The following is a 14967-nucleotide window of genomic DNA, read 5'->3' as shown; positions in this document are numbered from 1 at the left end:
CCTCTCGAACTGCGTGGTGCGTTAGCCGAACTGGTTCATCGTGTTGTGAGCGCCGCCCGCCTTCAGGGCAGCTTCACCCGCGAAGTACTCCTTGTGGTCGTCGCCGATGTCGGAGCCGGCCATGTTCTGGTGCTTCACGCAGGCGATGCCCTGACGGATCTCGGCGCGCTGGACGTTCTTGACGTAGCCGAGCATGCCCTGCTCGCCGAAATACTCGCGGGCGAGGTTGTCGGTGGACAGCGCGGCCGTGTGGTAGGTCGGCAGCGTGATCAGGTGGTGGAAGATGCCAGCGCGCTTGGCCGAATCCGCCTGGAAGGTGCGGATGCGCTCGTCGGCTTCCTTCGCCAGCGGCGTATCGTCGTACTCCGCCTTCATCAGCTCGGCACGGTTGTACTTGCTGACGTCCTGGCCCGCTTCCTTCATCGCGTCGTAGACCTGCCAACGGAAGTTGAGGGTCCAGTTGAACGACGGCGAGTTGTTGTAGGCGAGCTTCGCATTCGGCACGACCTTGCGGATGCGATCGACCATGCTGGCGATCTGCTCGATATGCGGCTTCTCGGTCTCGATCCAGAGCAGGTCGGCGCCGTTCTGCAGCGAGGTGATGCAATCGAGCACGCAGCGGTCCGCACCGGTGCCGGGACGGAACTGGTAGAGGTTGGAGGGCAGCCGCTTCGGACGCATCATCTTGCCGTTGCGGTTGATGATGACGTCGCCGTTGCGGGCGTTCTCCGCAGTGATTTCCTCGCAATCGAGGAAGCTGTTGTACTGGTCGCCGATGTCACCGGGCTTGTGGCTGACGGCGATCTGCTGCGTCAGGCCGGCGCCGAGCGAGTCGGTGCGGGTCACGACGATGCCGTCTTCGATGCCGAGCTCGAGGAAGGCGTGGCGGCAGGCGCGGATCTTGGCGAGGAAGACGTCATGCGGCACGGTGACCTTGCCGTCCTGATGGCCGCACTGCTTCTCGTCCGAGACCTGGTTCTCGATCTGGAGCGCGCAGGCGCCCGCCTCGATCATCTTCTTGGCGAGCAGATAGGTCGCCTCCGCGTTGCCGAAGCCGGCATCGATGTCGGCGATGACGGGGACGACATGGGTCTGGAAGTTGTCGATCTTCTCGATCAGCTCCTTCTCGCGGATCTTGTCGCCTTCCTTGCGCGCCTTGTCGAGGCTGCGGAAGATGTCGTTGAGCTCGCGCGAGTCCGCCTGACGCAGGAAGGTGTAGAGCTCCTCGATCAGCGCCGGCACCGAGGTCTTCTCGTGCATCGACTGGTCGGGCAGCGGACCGAACTCGGAGCGCAGCGCCGCGATCATCCAGCCCGAGAGATACAGGTAGGTGCGATCGGTCTTGCCGCCGAAATGCTTCTTGACCGAGATCAGCTTCTGCTGCGCGATGAAGCCGTGCCAGCAGCCCAGCGACTGCGTGTACTTGGTCGGATCGTTGTCATAGGCCGCCATGTCGGCGCGCATCAGCGCCGCGGTGTAGCGGGCGACGTCGAGGCCGGTCTTGAAGCGGTTCTGCAGGCGCATGCGTGCGACCGCCTCGGCGGACACCCCGTTCCACGTCGGCTTGGTCTCGAGGAGCGCCTGAGCCGCCTTGATCTCGTCTTGATACGAGGCCGGGCGCTGGAGCGCGTTGATGCCGCGGGGCTGGTAATTCATGTGCCTATCCTTTCGCTGACGATGCCCGATGGCTGGCCATCGACATTCTTGACAATGCATTGCGAGATGCGTGTCAGGAGCTAAACGCGAAAACATAAACTTCGTATAGATGGCTTGTTTTTTATTGGTGATGTCATGTAACATCAGAACATGTAATAGATGTTATTTTGTAAATTTTGTAAAAATATAGGTCAGCAAGACTGTCCTTGATGCGTCAGGAGATCTGAAACATGCCCGCTGAATCCGGGAAGAAACTGTTCGTCGGCCCGCGCTTCCGGCGGATCCGGCAGCAATTGGGGCTGTCGCAGACCCAGATCGCCGAGGGGCTCGGAATCTCGCCGAGCTACGTCAACCTGATCGAGCGCAACCAGCGACCGGTCACGGCGCAGATCCTGCTGCGGCTGGCCGAGACCTATGACCTCGATTTGCGCGACCTCGCAACCGCCGATGAGGACCGCTTCTTCGCCGAGCTGAACGAGATCTTCTCCGATCCCCTGTTCCGCCAGATCGACGTTCCCAAGCAGGAACTGCGTGACCTCGCCGAACTCTGCCCCGGCGTCACCCATGCGCTGCAACGGCTCTACGCCGCCTATACCGAGGCGCGCCAGGGCGAGACGCTGGCGGCCGCCCAGATGGCCGACCGCGACGTCGGCACGCGCTATGAGGCCAATCCGGTCGAGCGCGTGCGCGAGCTGATCGAAGCCAACCGCAACTATTTTCCGGAACTGGAGCAGGCCGCGGAAAACCTGCGCGATGAACTGAACGTGCCGGCCGAGGCGCTGTACGCGGCACTCGTTGCGCGATTGCGCGAGAAGCATTCGATCCAGACCCGGATCATGCCCGTCGACGTCATGCGCGAGACGCTGCGGCGCTTCGACCGGCACCGCAGGCAGCTCCTGATCTCCGAGCTGGTCGACCCGCCCGGCCGCGCGTTCCAGCTCGCCTTCCAGCTCGGGCTTGGCGAATGCGCGCAAGCCCTGGAGACCATCATCGCCCGAGCCGGCCCGCTTGACGATGCGCCGCGGCGGCTGTTCCGCATCACGCTCGGCAATTACTTCGCGGCCGCCGTGATGATGCCCTATCCCGCGTTCCTCGCGGCCGCCGAAGCGCTCAACTACGACATCCACGTGCTGGCGCAGCGCTTCAATTCCGGCTTCGAGCAGGTCTGCCATCGCCTCACCACCTTGCAACGGCCGAACGCGCGCGGCATTCCGTTCTTCCTGCTCCGCGTCGACAATGCCGGCAACGTGTCAAAACGCTTCTCGTCCGGCACGTTCCCGTTCTCGAAATTCGGCGGCACCTGTCCGCTCTGGAACGTGCACTCGACCTTCGACACGCCGGACCGCCTGCTCAAGCAGGTGATCGAGCTCTCCGACGGCACGCGCTATTTCTCGATCGCGCAAATGGTGCGCCGCCCGGTCGCGCCGCACCCGCTGCCGCAGCCGCGCTTCGCCATCGGCCTCGGCTGCGAGATCCGTCACGCCGCGCGCCTGACCTACGCCGCCGGCATGGATCTGGAGAAAACAGAGGGCACGCCGATCGGCGTCAACTGCCGCCTCTGCGAACGTGAAAACTGCGCCCAGCGCGCCGAGCCGCCGATCACCCGCACGCTGATTTTGGATGAGACGACGAGAAGGGTGTCGAGCTTCGCGTTCTCGAATGCCAGGGAGTTGTGAGGGGAGGCGTGCTTAGTGGCAAGCGCGCGCCGCTCACTCCGCTGTCATGCCCCGCGAAGGCGGGGCATCCAGTACGCCGCAGCCTATCGGCTCAATCACTGCCGTCACGGAGTACTGGATCGCCCGCCTTCGCGGGCGATGACAGCTGAGAATGAGGCGTGACTTCCCGCCAACCCTACGCCAGCGTATGCACGATCACCGGCCCCGCCACGGCGCGGGCGTCGCCGGCGAGCAGCGGGCCGAGATCCTTCTCGATCCAGGCGATGGCGCGCTTGTTCGCCTCCTCGGCCTGCTCGAACTTGTCGAAGATCGAGATCGCGGTGACCGTGTCGTCGCCGGCATAGACGACGTAATAGGCGCGGAAACCTTCGACATCGCTGATGATCGGAACGGCGCCGTCCTTGATGCGGCGCGTCAGCTCTTCCGCACTCCCGCTTTTCGCCTTGGCCTGACGGATGGCGGCATACATGGCATCCTCCCCTTCCGGCTGTCTGAAGCTTGGTGGCGTCAATTTACACCGGATAGCCAACCCCGTCATCCTGAGGCGCTCACTATGGGGCGCAGAGCGCCCCATAGTGAGCCTCGAAGGATGGAGGGCCCGGGTGCAGCAGCCGGGCCGTGCATCCTTCGAGGCTCGGCCGGCGATGCTTCCGCATCACCAGCCTCACACCTCAGGATGACGGGGAAGCAGTTTGCTGGGCCACTTCGAGCTGGCCCTCCTTGGTTAACCCGGCCCTAATCCGTCTTCGCGATCTGCAACCAACGGTTAAGCACGCCTCAACATCGCTGCCTTAGTCTCGCCCCACTCACTTTTCGCAAACAACGGCGGCCTATCCTGCCGGGCGAAGTGACATCAGGGGGTTCATCATGCGCATTGCGTTGCTGCTGACCGCGACCATTGTCGGCGCGCTCTTTGCCAATCCGTCCAATGCCGGTTCGCTCGATGCCGACGCGGTGCAGGCGCTGCCGCCGGGCTTCCAGAGCTATCGCGGCTACATGTTCGACATTTCCGAGAACCGTGACCGCAAGGACGTCGACAAGCTCACCGAGAACCTGAAGAGCCAGATCGACGTCGTCGAAGGCGTCGGCCTCTCCCCGCGCGTGCTGCGCTTCTTCCACACCGTTCCGATCGTCGCGAGCGAGCTCGCCTGCCTCGACGAAGGCGCCGCCACCGCCTGCTACGGCCGGGTCACGCCGGACATGCAGCGCACCGCGCCCCGGACCCTGACGGTCTGGGATCCCGCCAAGCAGCGCTGGAGCAATCCCAATGCCGTCGACCTCGCGGTCGATTCCGGTCTCGGCGTGATCATGCTGCGGCCGGATATGATGCGCTACGAGAAGGAGGCCGTGCTGCTGCACGAGATGCTGCACGCCTTCCACGCGCGGCTTCTGCCGGACGGCTACGCCAACAAGGGCGTGATCGGCTACTATGCCCTGGCCAAGTCCAAGGAGATGCTGCCCAAGGAATCCTATGCGATGAAGAACCCGATGGAGTTCTTCGCCGTGACCGCCAGCATCTTCCTCTCCGGAAAGAGCGAATTCCACGACCCCAAGTCGCGCGAGGTGCTCAAGGAGAAGATGCCGGACTATTACAAATACCTGGTCGGCGTGTTCGGCTTCGACCCCGACCCGGCCGCGTCGAGCGGCCCGGTTGCCTCGCTGAAGTAAGGCGGAAACACCGCCGGACACACAAGAGCCGCGCAAAATGCGCGGCTTTCTTGTTTTGGGTACCGGAAGCTGCGGATGACGGGCGGCCACCAATTGCCAAGGTGGGGCCCGATCTGCATAGTCCCGCCCGCATCGATACCTGTTTTCAAGAGGATGGAAGAACATGGCGGACGCCGACCTGGATGTCGTGATCCGGCAACTGGCCAGACAGCTGCATACGGGCCTGATGACCCGCGCCAAGGAGCGGCGGGATCGCTTCAACGGCCTCGCGGCCAAGGCCAAGGGCAAGGAGACCGGCGACCGCTTCAAGATGATGGCCAAGGCCACCATGGAGCAGGCCACCGCCGCCGCCAAGCGCCTGCAGATGTCCGCCGACAACGTCGCCGACAGCTACGCCCGCGCGATGCGCCTCGCCGCCAGCACGCCTGTCACGGTGAAGGTGGAGAAGAAGGCGAAGGAAGAGAAGCCGGCGAAGAAGGCCGCGAAAGCGAAGAAGGCAAAGGCCAAGAAGGCGAAGTAGGCGCCATCTTTCTGCACATTCAGCATCGTAGGGTGGGCAAAGCGAAGCGTGCCCACGCGCCTGTTGCCGTATTGCAAAGATCGTGGGCACGGCGCAAGTGCGCCTTTGCCCACCCTACGATTCCGGGATTCGCGGATAGAAATCACTCACCTTCGCGGCTGCGATAGCCCCACCGCTTGCGGGGAGAGGGAGAGAGACCTTCCCTCACCGCCTTGGCGTGGTGAGCCGGGTCGGCTCGGCACTGGCGAGTTCGGCGAGCTTGGCGCGGGCGGCTTCGCGGGTTCGGACGTCCTTGCCGGGCGGAAGCGCCAGCGCCGCTTCGAAATCGGCGCGCGCGTCGTCGAGCTGGCCGCGGGCGAGAAATGCCAGACCACGGTCGAGGCGCGCCTGCGCATCAGAGGGATCGAGGCGCACCGCCGTGTTGTAGCTCAGGATGGCGCGGTCGAGATCGCCGGTGGCCGCGAGCGCGAGGCCGCGCTGGTGATAGGGCGCGGCGTGCTTGGGATCATGCGCGATCGCTTCGTCATAGTCTTCGATGGCCAGTTCCAGATCACCGTTCTGCCGGCGTGCGAGCGCGCGGTCGCGATAGAGCGAGGCGCGGTTGGGATTGAGATGGATGGCCTCGTCGAAATCGGCGATCGCCCGGCGAAAGTCGCCGCGGCGCAGCGCGATCCGTCCGCGGCCCTCATAAGCAAAGGCGATCAGCGAGCCGCGCAGCGGCGAGAAGCCGATCACGGCCGCGCAGATGTCGGGATCGTCCTCGTCCCCGCAATTGACCACCATATGCGTGGACAGGCCAATGAGCACGGCCAGGACGATCAGCAATGGTACGGCAATTCTGGTCATCTTCGACGCTGGCCGGCTGAGGGCCGGCCATGCATCCCCTTTCGAAGCAAATCTCACGGCGAGGTGTTAACACCCGCCGCGACGATCCTGTGTGCGCCAGGTCACAAACCCCGGCGTAAAACCCGAGGGTTCCGTCAGCCCCAAGGACCGCGAGACGGACCGCGTGAAGGACCGCGCCAGGACGAGCGGCCCCACGGGCCTTGCGGCGGATAGTTCTCGTTGGCGCCCAGCGACGGCGCCGCATGCGCGCCGAGCTCGGCGGCGAGCTGTTGAAGCGCCGCGATGCGGTTCTGCGTCGAGGGATGGGTGGTGAAGAGATTGTCCATACCTTGGCCCGACAGCGGATTGATGATGAACATGTGCGCGGTCGCGGGATTGCGCTCGGCCTCAAAGTTCGGGACCTGATGCGCGGCGCCCTCGATCTTCATCAGAGCCGAGGCGAGCCACATCGGCTGGCCGACGATGCGGCCGCCGAGATTGTCCGCTGCATATTCGCGGGTGCGGCTGATCGCCATCTGCACCAGCATGGCGCCGATCGGGGCAAGGATCATCAGCAGGATCGAGCCAACGATGCCCGGGCCGCTGTTGTTGTCGCGGTGGCCGCCGAAGAACATGCCGAACTGGGCGAGCATGGAGATGGCACCGGCGATGGTCGCGGTGATCGTCATCAGCAGCGTGTCGTGATGCTTGATGTGCGCGAGCTCGTGCGCGATCACGCCGGCGAGCTCCTCGCGGCTGAGCTGTTGCATCAGGCCGGTGGTGACGGCGACCGCGGCATTCTCGGGATTGCGGCCGGTCGCGAATGCATTCGGCTGCGCTTCGTCCATCACGAATACGCGCGGCATGGGCAGGCCGGCGCGGCCCGCAAGTTCCGCAACGAGTCCGATCAGTTCCGGCGCACTCGCGCGATCGACCTGATGGGCGCCGTACATGCGCAGCACCATGCGGTCGGAGTTCCAGTAGGTGAAGAGATTGGTCGCGGCAGCAATGACGAGCGCGATCATGGCACCGGAGGCGCCGCCGATCAGATAGCCCACGCCCATGAACAGGGCGGTGAGGCCTGCAAGCAGCATTGCGGTACGAAGATAGTTCATGGCCGTCTCCTGGAGCGGCCGCGGGCAAGCCTCCGGCCGGCACCTCCGAGGTATGAATGCAGGCAGCCGCTGCAAGGTTCGTGCGTCGCCGGGCCGCAGATTCCTGGATGCGCGGCCAGCCTTTCCTGCGTTGCTAAAGCTTGACCGGGATTTGCGCAAAAACACACGCACAGGCTTAGGAACCTGGAAAGTGCAGCCTGGGCTAAATTGGCGGTAACCGGGCACACCGCACGGTTGTCGTGCATTGACCTGGTTCCGTTGACATTGCGTCAGCACGGTGACCGTCATGATCGATCGCTCTCGCGCAGCTTCCACCGATCCAGCATCCGCTGCCCCGCCTCACGACGCCAAGGACGCCAGAGGCGATGCCAAGGGATTGCAGGAGGCGCTGCACGAGCAGCTGTTCGCCAACGACGAGCCCGATCATTCGCCAGAGGCGCAGACCACGGCGGAATCGCAGCCGCGCTGGCCGCATCTGCGACGTGGCGCCAAGATCGCCATCGGCCTTGCCCTCCTCGCCGTGTTCGGCTGGTTGCCGCTGCGCGCGATATGGGAATATTCGAGCGTCGAGGCCGTGCTGAATTCCCGCCTCGTCACCCTGCGCACGCCGATCGGCGGGCGCGTGGTCGCCGCCCAGCGCCTGACCGACCAGGCCAGGTTAGACGCCGGCGCCGTGGTCTTGCGCGTGGTCAACTCGCGCGGCGATCGCACCCGGCTCGACGACCTCCGGCGGCAGAAATCGCGCCTGGAGAACGAGCGGCCGAGCCTCGCCGCCAAGCTCGCCTCCGCGCAAGCCGCGCAAAAGGACCTGGCGCGACAGGCCGCGCAATTCCGCGACGGACGCGTGCTGCAGCTCGAGGCCCGCATCGCCGAGATCCAGACCTCGATCGAAGCGGCCGCGGCGCGGCGGGACGAGGCCAGCGCCGCCGTCGAGCGCGCCTCCTCGCTGGCGAAAACCGGGAATGTCTCCACCGTCGAGCTGGCGCGGCTGACGCGCGAGCTTTCGGTGTCGCAGCAGACCGAGCTCGGTGCGCGCAAGCGGCTGGACGCTGCCAAGGTCGAGCTCACCGCGGCACGGAGCGGCTCCTTCCTCGGCGACAGCTACAACGACCGTCCGAGCTCGGTGCAGCGCGAGGAGGAGATGCGCCAGCGTGCTGGCGATCTCGAGGCCGACCTCGCACGCATCGACACCGAGATCGCCTGGCTCGCCAACGAGATCATCATCGAGGAGGTTCGCTTCTCCGATCTCTCCGAGGCCAACATCACGACGCCTGTCTCAGGGCGTGTCTGGGAGATGATGACCTCGCCGGGCGAGGACGTGCAGGCCGGCCAGCCGCTGCTCAAGGTGCTCGATTGCAGCGGCGCCGTCATCACCGCGAACGTCACCGAGGGTGTCTACAACCGCCTGCAGCTCGGTGACCACGCGACGTTCGAGCCGAACGACGGCGGTGCGCCGATCTCCGGCACCGTGGTCAATCTGACCGGCGCCGCCGGCGCGCCCGCCAATCTCGCCATCAATCCCGACGCGCTGAGCAAGGAGCCGTATCGCGTGACCGTTGCGCTGGCCGATGCCGCCGCCCATGGCTGCACGGTGGGGCGCACCGGCCGCGTCGTGTTTGCAAGGCAAGAGACCGCGCCGTGACGAGCGCGCTGACGCCTGGCCTGATCGCGCTCGGCGCCTTCATGGCGATCGTGCCGCTGCTCCGGCGCGAGAGCACGATGGCCCGCTCGTTTCTAGCCATCGCGTCACTCGTTCTGCTGCTGCGCTATCTCCACTGGCGTGTGACCGCAACGCTGCCGCCGCCGCACCTGACGGCGGATGCCGTGATCGGCTATCCCTTCATGCTGCTGGAGGCGGCGTCGCTCGTTGCGGTCTCACTGTCGCTGCTGTTCCTGAGCCGCACGCTCGACCGCACCAAGGCGGCCCGGATCGATGGCCGCGCCAGGGATCCGCGCGCACCGCTCATCGACGTCTTCATCTGCACCTACAACGAGGAGCGATCGATCCTCGAGCGCACGATCATCGGCGCCACCGGCATGGAGTACGGCAACTATCGCGTCTGGGTGCTCGACGACGGAAGGCGGCCCTGGCTAAGGCGGCTCGCCGGCGAACTCGGCTGCCACTATCTGACGCGGCCCGACAACCGCCACGCCAAGGCCGGCAACATCAATCACGCGCTCCGGCATGTCGGCGCAATGTCCGAGCCGCCACAATTCATCGCCGTCCTCGATGCCGACTTCGTGCCGCGGCCCGACTTCCTGGCGCGAACCATCTCGCTCATGGATGATCCCTCGGTCGGCGTGGTGCAGACGCCGCAGCACTTCATCAATCCCGACCCGATCCAGACCAACCTTGCCGCGACCGACGTCTGGCCCGACGAGCAACGATTCTTCTTCGACATCCTGCTGCCGGCGAAGGATGCCTGGGGCGTCGCCTTCTGCTGCGGCACCTCGTCGCTCATTCGCTATGCCGGCCTGGTGCGGATCGGCGGCTTTCCGACCGACTCGGTGACGGAGGACTATCTCGTCACGCTGCGCCTGAAGGAAGGCGGCCTCACCACGATCTATCTCAACGAGCGATTGACGATCGGGCTCGCGCCGGAAGGGTTGAAGGAATACATCACCCAGCGCGCCCGCTGGTGCCTCGGCCTGATGCAGATCGTGCGCGGCCGCAGCGGACCGCTGTCGCGGAGGTCGAAGCTCTCCTTCATCGACCGGCTCTCGCTGGTCGATGCCTTCATGAGCTGGGCCGCGGTCTACACCTCGAAGGTGGCGGGCCTCGTGGTGCCCTGGCTGTTCCTGCTGTTCGGCATCAAGGCCGTCCGCGCCGACCTGACCGAGCTGCTGCGCTATTTTCTGCCGTTCTATGTCTGGCACGGTCTCACCATGGCCTGGCTGTCGCGCGGCCGCTCGCTCGCCATGATGACGGACGTGTCGCAACTCATCGCGGCGCCTGCGGTGCTCATGGCGGTGGCAACCGGCCTCTTGAGGCCGAAAGGACATAAGTTCAAGGTCACCGCGAAAGGCGGCGACCGTGACAGGCGGTTCGTCGAATGGCCGCTGCTGCGGCTCTATGGCAGCGCGCTTCTCATCACGCTGGCGGCCATCGCCTACGCCTTCATCCTGCATCTGCGCGGCGAGAACATCGCCTATGGCGGACTGGCGCTGGCATGGAGCCTTTACAACGCGCTCATCCTCACCGTGGTCTGCTTCGTCTGCATCGAGCAGCCGCGCAAGCGCAAGGCGGAGCGCTTCCATCGCAACGAACCGGTACTGCTGCGCCAGGACGGCAACTGGCATCTGGCGCGGCTCGCCGACATCTCCATCACCGGCGCCCGGCTGATCGACCCCGAGCCGCCCGCGCCCGGCAGCACGATCGACTGCCGGATCTATGGCCGCTCGATCGCCGCGATCGTGGTGCGGCGGACGACGGACGGATTCGCGGTGCGGTTCGAGGAGGGCATGGACACGCGCGTGCACGCGATCAGGGCGTTCTATGCCGGCGAATATGTGCGCGCCTATCAGGGCGTCAGGGCGCTCCCGGTCGGAAAGGCGCTGCTGATGCGGCTGTTTGGATAGGCATGATCTTTTCGGAAAACCGCTTCGCACTTTTCCGGATCATGCTTTAGACTTCGGGCGAATCCACGCCTGCCCTCCCCGCCGGAACCCCTATGCTCCAGACCCGATTTGCGATCGCGGCCGTCGCGCTCCTCGCATGCTCCACCACCGCCTCTGCCCAGTTCGCACCGCCGCCCGCAAGGCCCGCGGCGCCCAAAGCGACCGCACCGTCGCTGCGCGCGCCCTCGTGCCATAACGGCGCGAGCTTCGATCGCTTCCTCGCCGACGTGAAGAGCCAGGCGGTCGCCGCCGGCGTATCGCAGCGGACGATCGCGGAAGCCTCGCCCTACCTCGTCTACGACCAGGGCATCGTCAACCGCGACCGCGGCCAGCGCGTGTTCGGCCAGCTCTTCACCGAGTTCGCCGGACGCATGGCCGCGCCCTATCGCATGCAGAACGGCCAGCAGCACATCAAGAACCACGCCTCTGCCTTCGCGCGCGCCGAAAAGGAATACGGCGTGCCGCCGGCGGTGATCGCCGCCTTCTGGGGCCTGGAGAGCGATTTCGGCGCCAACATGGGCAACCTGCCGACGCTGAAATCGCTGGTTTCGCTCGCCTATGACTGCCGCCGCTCGGAGATGTTCGTGAACGAGACCATCGCCGCGCTGAAGATCATCGACCGCGGCGATCTCACGCCCGACGAGATGGTCGGCTCCTGGGCCGGCGAGCTCGGCCAGACGCAATTCTTGCCCGTGCACTACGTCAACTACGCGGTCGACTATGACGGCGACGGGCGGCGCGATCTCTTGCGCAGCGAGGACGACGTGATCGGCTCGACCGCGAACTACATCGCCAACGGCTTGAAGTGGCGGCGCGGCGAGCCGTGGCTGGAGGAGATCAAGGTGCCGCAAAACCTGCCGTGGGAGCAGACCGATCTCACCGTGCAACAGCCGCGCTCGAAATGGGCGCAGCTGGGCGTCACCTATCCCGACGGACGGCCGCTGCCGAACGACAATCTGCCGGCCTCCGTGCTGCTGCCGATGGGACGGACCGGTCCTGCCTTCATGGCGTATGCGAATTTCGCGGCCTACACCGAGTGGAATAACTCGCTGATCTATTCGACCACCGCGGGCTATCTCGCCACCCGCATCGCGGGCGCGGCCCCGATGCGCAAGCCTGCTGCGCCGGTTGCGCAGCTGCCGTTCAACGAGCTCAAGCAATTGCAGCAGCTCCTGGTCCAGGCCGGCTTCAATGTCGGCAAGGTCGACGGCGTGCTCGGCCAGCAGAGCCGCGCCGCGGTGAAGGCGATGCAGATCAAGTTCGGCCTGCCGGCGGATTCCTGGCCGACCGCCGAGCTGCTCGCCCGGATGCGCGGCGGCACGGCGCAGGCGCAGCCGGCGGGAGTGGTGCGGTAGCGACCCATCTGGCTGTCATGCCCCGGCTTGACCGGGGCATCCAGTACGCCGCGGCCTATCGATTCAACCATAACTGTCTCGGCGTACTGGATCGCCCGGTCGAGCCGGGCGATGACAGCGAGGGGATGGCGGCGATGACAGCGAAGAAGGTAGCGCGATAGAATTTTCGCACCGCACAAGCCGCTTTCGCGATTGTATTTTTCCATGAGGCTCCCATGTGAGTGGCTCAGGTTTTCTCCTGAGATTTCCTCTCATTGAAGCGAGCATCACATGTCCTTCTACGACGCCGTCGTCCCTGCTTATTTGCAAATGCTGAACAGCCTGACCGGCCTGCTCACCAAGGCCGAGGCGCATTGCGCGGCGAAAAAGATCGACCCCGGCGTGCTGCTCGGCTCGCGCCTGTTCCCGGACATGCTGCCGCTGTCGAAGCAGATCCAGCTCGTCAGCGATTTCGCCACCAAGGGCTGCGCGCGGCTCACGCACAGCGAAGTGCCTTCGAATCCCGACACCGAGACCAGCTTTGCGGAATTGAAGCAGCGGCTGGCGAAGACGATCGACTACGTCAAATCGTTCAAGCCCGAGCAGTTCGAGGGCGCCGAAGCCAAGGACGTCACCTTCCCGACCGGCCCCAACAAAACCACCACAATGAAGGGCCAGGAATTCCTCAGCGCATTCTCGCTGCCGAACTTCTATTTCCACGCCACGACCGCCCACGGCATCCTGCGCCATAACGGCGTCGAGATCGGCAAGCGCGATTTCCTCGGCGCGAACTGATTTGCGAAATCGCACGGCGGCGTCAGTGGAAATCCGCTGTCGCAGCCGGAATTGCACATGAATTATGCTACGCGGGCGCTGCCGCGTAGCTCGCCTGCACTTTCCGTATGGCTCATCCCTTGCGCCTGATGTCGCGATGCACAAGTGTTCGGGACCTCTCACCGCCTGGAAGCATTCCCATGAGCCGTTCGACCAAATTGTTTGAGACCTACAAGCTCGGCCCGATCACGCTGGCCAACCGCTTCGTCATGGCGCCGCTGACGCGCAACCGCGCCGTGCCCGGCACCTTCGTACCCGGCGCGCTCGCCGCCGACTATTACGGCCAGCGCGCGTCCGCAGGGCTCCTGATCACCGAAGCAAGCCAGGTCTCGCAGCAGGGCCAGGGCTACCAGGACACCCCCGGCATCTACAGCAAGGAGCAGGTCGCCGGCTGGCGCAAGGTCACCGACAAGGTGCATGAGCGCGGCGGCAAGATCTTCATCCAGCTCTGGCATGTCGGCCGCATCTCGCATGTCGATCTTCAGGCGAATGGCGCAGCCCCGGTGGCGCCGAGCGCGATCCGCGCCAAGGGCAAGACGTTCGTGAACGGCGGCTTCGCCGATGTCTCCGAGCCGCGCGCACTCGAGCTTTCCGAAATCCCCGGCATCATCGACGACTTCAAGCGTGCGACGAAGAACGCGCTGGAAGCCGGCTTCGACGGCGTCGAGATTCATGGCGCCAACGGCTATTTGCTCGAGCAGTTCGCCAAGGACGGCAGCAACAAGCGCACGGACGCCTATGGCGGCTCGATCGAGAACCGCGCGCGGCTGATGCTCGAAGTCTCCAAGGCCGTCGTGGCTGAAGCCGGCGCCGATCGCACCGGCATCCGCATCTCGCCGGTGACGCCGGCCAACGACATCTCGGATTCCAACCCGCAGGCCCTGTACAATTACATCGTCGACGGCCTCAGCGCGTTGAAGCTGGTCTATCTGCACGTTGTCGAGGGCGCTACCGGCGGGCCGCGCGACATCGCGCCGTTCGACTATGCGTCGTTGCGCAAGCGTTTTGCCGGCGCCTATGTCGCCAACAACGGCTACGACTTCGATCTCGCCACCAAGGTGCTGGACGCGAACGCTGCGGATCTCATCGCCTTCGGCAAGCCGTTCATCTCCAACCCCGACCTCGTCGAGCGGCTGAAGCAGGGTGCTGGCCTGAACGACTGGGACAAGAACACGTTCTACGGCGGCGGCGCGAAGGGCTACACGGACTACCCGACGCTGGCGGCCGAGCCGGCGGAGTAGCGGCGCCGTAGCTCCATCCTCCGTCATTGCGAGGAGCTCTTGCGACGAAGCAATCCAGACTGCCTCCAGGGAAAGACTCTGGATTGCTTCGCTTCGCTCGCAATGACGCTGTGGTGACAGCTGCGCCACAATCGGGATAGGGGGAAGCCTCGCGGCTCCGCCCCTCCCACACCACCGGACATACGGGTCCGTATCCGGCGGTTCAGCGGATTATGCGGGTCGCCGTGCCGCGACGGAAGCCAAGCCGAGTGAGGCAAAGAAGCCGTTTGGCAGAGCAATGGTGAGCGCGGGGCTGTTCGCGAGCCGCCAAGGGCCACGTGGGCTGCCGGCGGTTTGCGCCGCCAGATCCCGGCCGACGCCGCGGCGTCGCAACTCGGCAAAGCGAGCGGGTCCATACTTCCATTGCTTCCAGGCAACGGCGCGCAACCGTCGCCTGATCCACTGGTCAAGCACGCGCAACACCGACGGGGTTTGACAGAA

At 65.1% G+C, this 14967-nt stretch carries 13 protein-coding genes; 8 read left to right on the top strand and 5 right to left on the bottom strand.

The features are described from left to right. Positions 1-21: 21 nt before the first annotated feature. Complete coding sequence (locus IQ16_RS34125) at positions 22-1656, bottom strand: isocitrate lyase (protein WP_026312982.1); 1635 nt, start codon at positions 1654-1656, stop codon at positions 22-24. Positions 1657-1886: 230 nt separating this feature from the next. Between IQ16_RS34125 and IQ16_RS34120 the strand changes: the two genes are divergently transcribed. Further along, positions 1887-3332 carry a helix-turn-helix domain-containing protein gene (locus tag IQ16_RS34120; RefSeq protein WP_018648870.1) on the top strand — a complete coding sequence of 482 codons (1446 nt, stop codon included), beginning with the start codon at positions 1887-1889 and terminating at the stop codon, positions 3330-3332. Positions 3333-3507: 175 nt separating this feature from the next. On the opposite strand, the gene IQ16_RS45965 is transcribed toward IQ16_RS34120, so the two are convergent. After that, a complete protein-coding gene (locus IQ16_RS45965) occupies positions 3508-3801 on the bottom strand; it encodes an antibiotic biosynthesis monooxygenase (protein WP_018648871.1) in 294 nt (97 codons plus the stop codon). Positions 3802-4199: 398 nt separating this feature from the next. Here IQ16_RS45965 and IQ16_RS34105 point away from each other — a divergent pair, with 398 nt between their 5' ends. Together IQ16_RS34105 and IQ16_RS34100 are read left to right on the top strand one after the other, a co-directional pair. Beyond that, positions 4200-5000, top strand: coding sequence for a hypothetical protein (locus IQ16_RS34105; RefSeq protein ID WP_018648872.1), 801 nt, complete (start codon positions 4200-4202; stop codon positions 4998-5000). Positions 5001-5163: 163 nt separating this feature from the next. Beyond that, positions 5164-5520: a hypothetical protein gene (locus IQ16_RS34100; protein WP_018648873.1), complete on the top strand. Its 357-nt coding sequence runs from the start codon at positions 5164-5166 to the stop codon at positions 5518-5520. Positions 5521-5724: 204 nt separating this feature from the next. Here IQ16_RS34100 and IQ16_RS34090 read toward each other — a convergent pair whose 3' ends face one another. Both IQ16_RS34090 and htpX read right to left on the bottom strand, forming a co-directional pair. Continuing rightward, the gene (locus tag IQ16_RS34090; RefSeq protein ID WP_018648874.1) at positions 5725-6366 is read right to left on the bottom strand and encodes a tetratricopeptide repeat protein; all 642 of its coding nucleotides are present in this window, start codon (positions 6364-6366) and stop codon (positions 5725-5727) included. Between the two features lie 134 nt (positions 6367-6500). Next, the gene (gene htpX / locus IQ16_RS34085) at positions 6501-7460 is read right to left on the bottom strand and encodes a zinc metalloprotease HtpX (protein WP_018648875.1); all 960 of its coding nucleotides are present in this window, start codon (positions 7458-7460) and stop codon (positions 6501-6503) included. Positions 7461-7746: 286 nt separating this feature from the next. On the opposite strand from htpX, the gene IQ16_RS34080 reads away from it, so the two are divergent. From IQ16_RS34080 to IQ16_RS34060, 5 genes are all read left to right on the top strand, one after another. After that, entirely contained in the window at positions 7747-9102 is a 1356-nt protein-coding gene (locus IQ16_RS34080) for an HlyD family secretion protein (protein WP_026312983.1), read from the top strand. Then, positions 9099-11039, top strand: a complete 1941-nt coding sequence (locus IQ16_RS34075; RefSeq protein ID WP_018648877.1) for a glycosyltransferase — start codon at positions 9099-9101, stop codon at positions 11037-11039. Before IQ16_RS34080 ends, IQ16_RS34075 begins: the two co-directional genes overlap by 4 nt. Before the next feature lie 92 nt (positions 11040-11131). After that, on the top strand, positions 11132-12433 hold the full coding sequence (locus tag IQ16_RS34070) for a lytic murein transglycosylase (RefSeq protein ID WP_018648878.1): 1302 nt from the start codon (positions 11132-11134) through the stop codon (positions 12431-12433). Positions 12434-12703: 270 nt separating this feature from the next. After that, positions 12704-13207: a DUF1993 domain-containing protein gene (locus IQ16_RS34065; protein ID WP_018648880.1), complete on the top strand. Its 504-nt coding sequence runs from the start codon at positions 12704-12706 to the stop codon at positions 13205-13207. 179 nt (positions 13208-13386) lie between these two features. Continuing rightward, positions 13387-14487, top strand: a complete 1101-nt coding sequence (locus IQ16_RS34060) for an alkene reductase (RefSeq protein WP_018648881.1) — start codon at positions 13387-13389, stop codon at positions 14485-14487. 210 nt (positions 14488-14697) lie between these two features. Here the strand turns inward: IQ16_RS34060 and IQ16_RS34055 are convergent. Beyond that, a partial coding sequence (locus IQ16_RS34055) for a group II intron maturase-specific domain-containing protein (protein ID WP_283812201.1) occupies positions 14698-14967 on the bottom strand: 270 nt, incomplete at its 5' end.

Origin of the sequence: Bradyrhizobium huanghuaihaiense, from assembly GCF_007830635.1 — a bacterium.
Taxonomy (GTDB): Bacteria; Pseudomonadota; Alphaproteobacteria; order Rhizobiales; family Xanthobacteraceae; genus Bradyrhizobium; species Bradyrhizobium huanghuaihaiense.
The sequence above is the reverse complement of the archived record's forward strand: the minus strand, read 5'-3'. Positions and strand labels throughout refer to the sequence as shown.

Coding starts and splice junctions, on each gene's coding strand:
- IQ16_RS34120 (WP_018648870.1), top strand. CDS start 1,887: ATGCCCGCTGAATCCGGGAAGAAACTGTTCGTCGGCCCGCGCTTCCGG.
- IQ16_RS34060 (WP_018648881.1), top strand. CDS start 13,387: ATGAGCCGTTCGACCAAATTGTTTGAGACCTACAAGCTCGGCCCGATC.
- IQ16_RS34090 (WP_018648874.1), bottom strand. CDS start 6,366: ATGACCAGAATTGCCGTACCATTGCTGATCGTCCTGGCCGTGCTCATT.
- IQ16_RS34105 (WP_018648872.1), top strand. CDS start 4,200: ATGCGCATTGCGTTGCTGCTGACCGCGACCATTGTCGGCGCGCTCTTT.
- IQ16_RS34065 (WP_018648880.1), top strand. CDS start 12,704: ATGTCCTTCTACGACGCCGTCGTCCCTGCTTATTTGCAAATGCTGAAC.
- htpX (WP_018648875.1), bottom strand. CDS start 7,460: ATGAACTATCTTCGTACCGCAATGCTGCTTGCAGGCCTCACCGCCCTG.
- IQ16_RS34125 (WP_026312982.1), bottom strand. CDS start 1,656: ATGAATTACCAGCCCCGCGGCATCAACGCGCTCCAGCGCCCGGCCTCG.
- IQ16_RS45965 (WP_018648871.1), bottom strand. CDS start 3,801: ATGTATGCCGCCATCCGTCAGGCCAAGGCGAAAAGCGGGAGTGCGGAA.
- IQ16_RS34080 (WP_026312983.1), top strand. CDS start 7,747: ATGATCGATCGCTCTCGCGCAGCTTCCACCGATCCAGCATCCGCTGCC.
- IQ16_RS34100 (WP_018648873.1), top strand. CDS start 5,164: ATGGCGGACGCCGACCTGGATGTCGTGATCCGGCAACTGGCCAGACAG.
- IQ16_RS34070 (WP_018648878.1), top strand. CDS start 11,132: ATGCTCCAGACCCGATTTGCGATCGCGGCCGTCGCGCTCCTCGCATGC.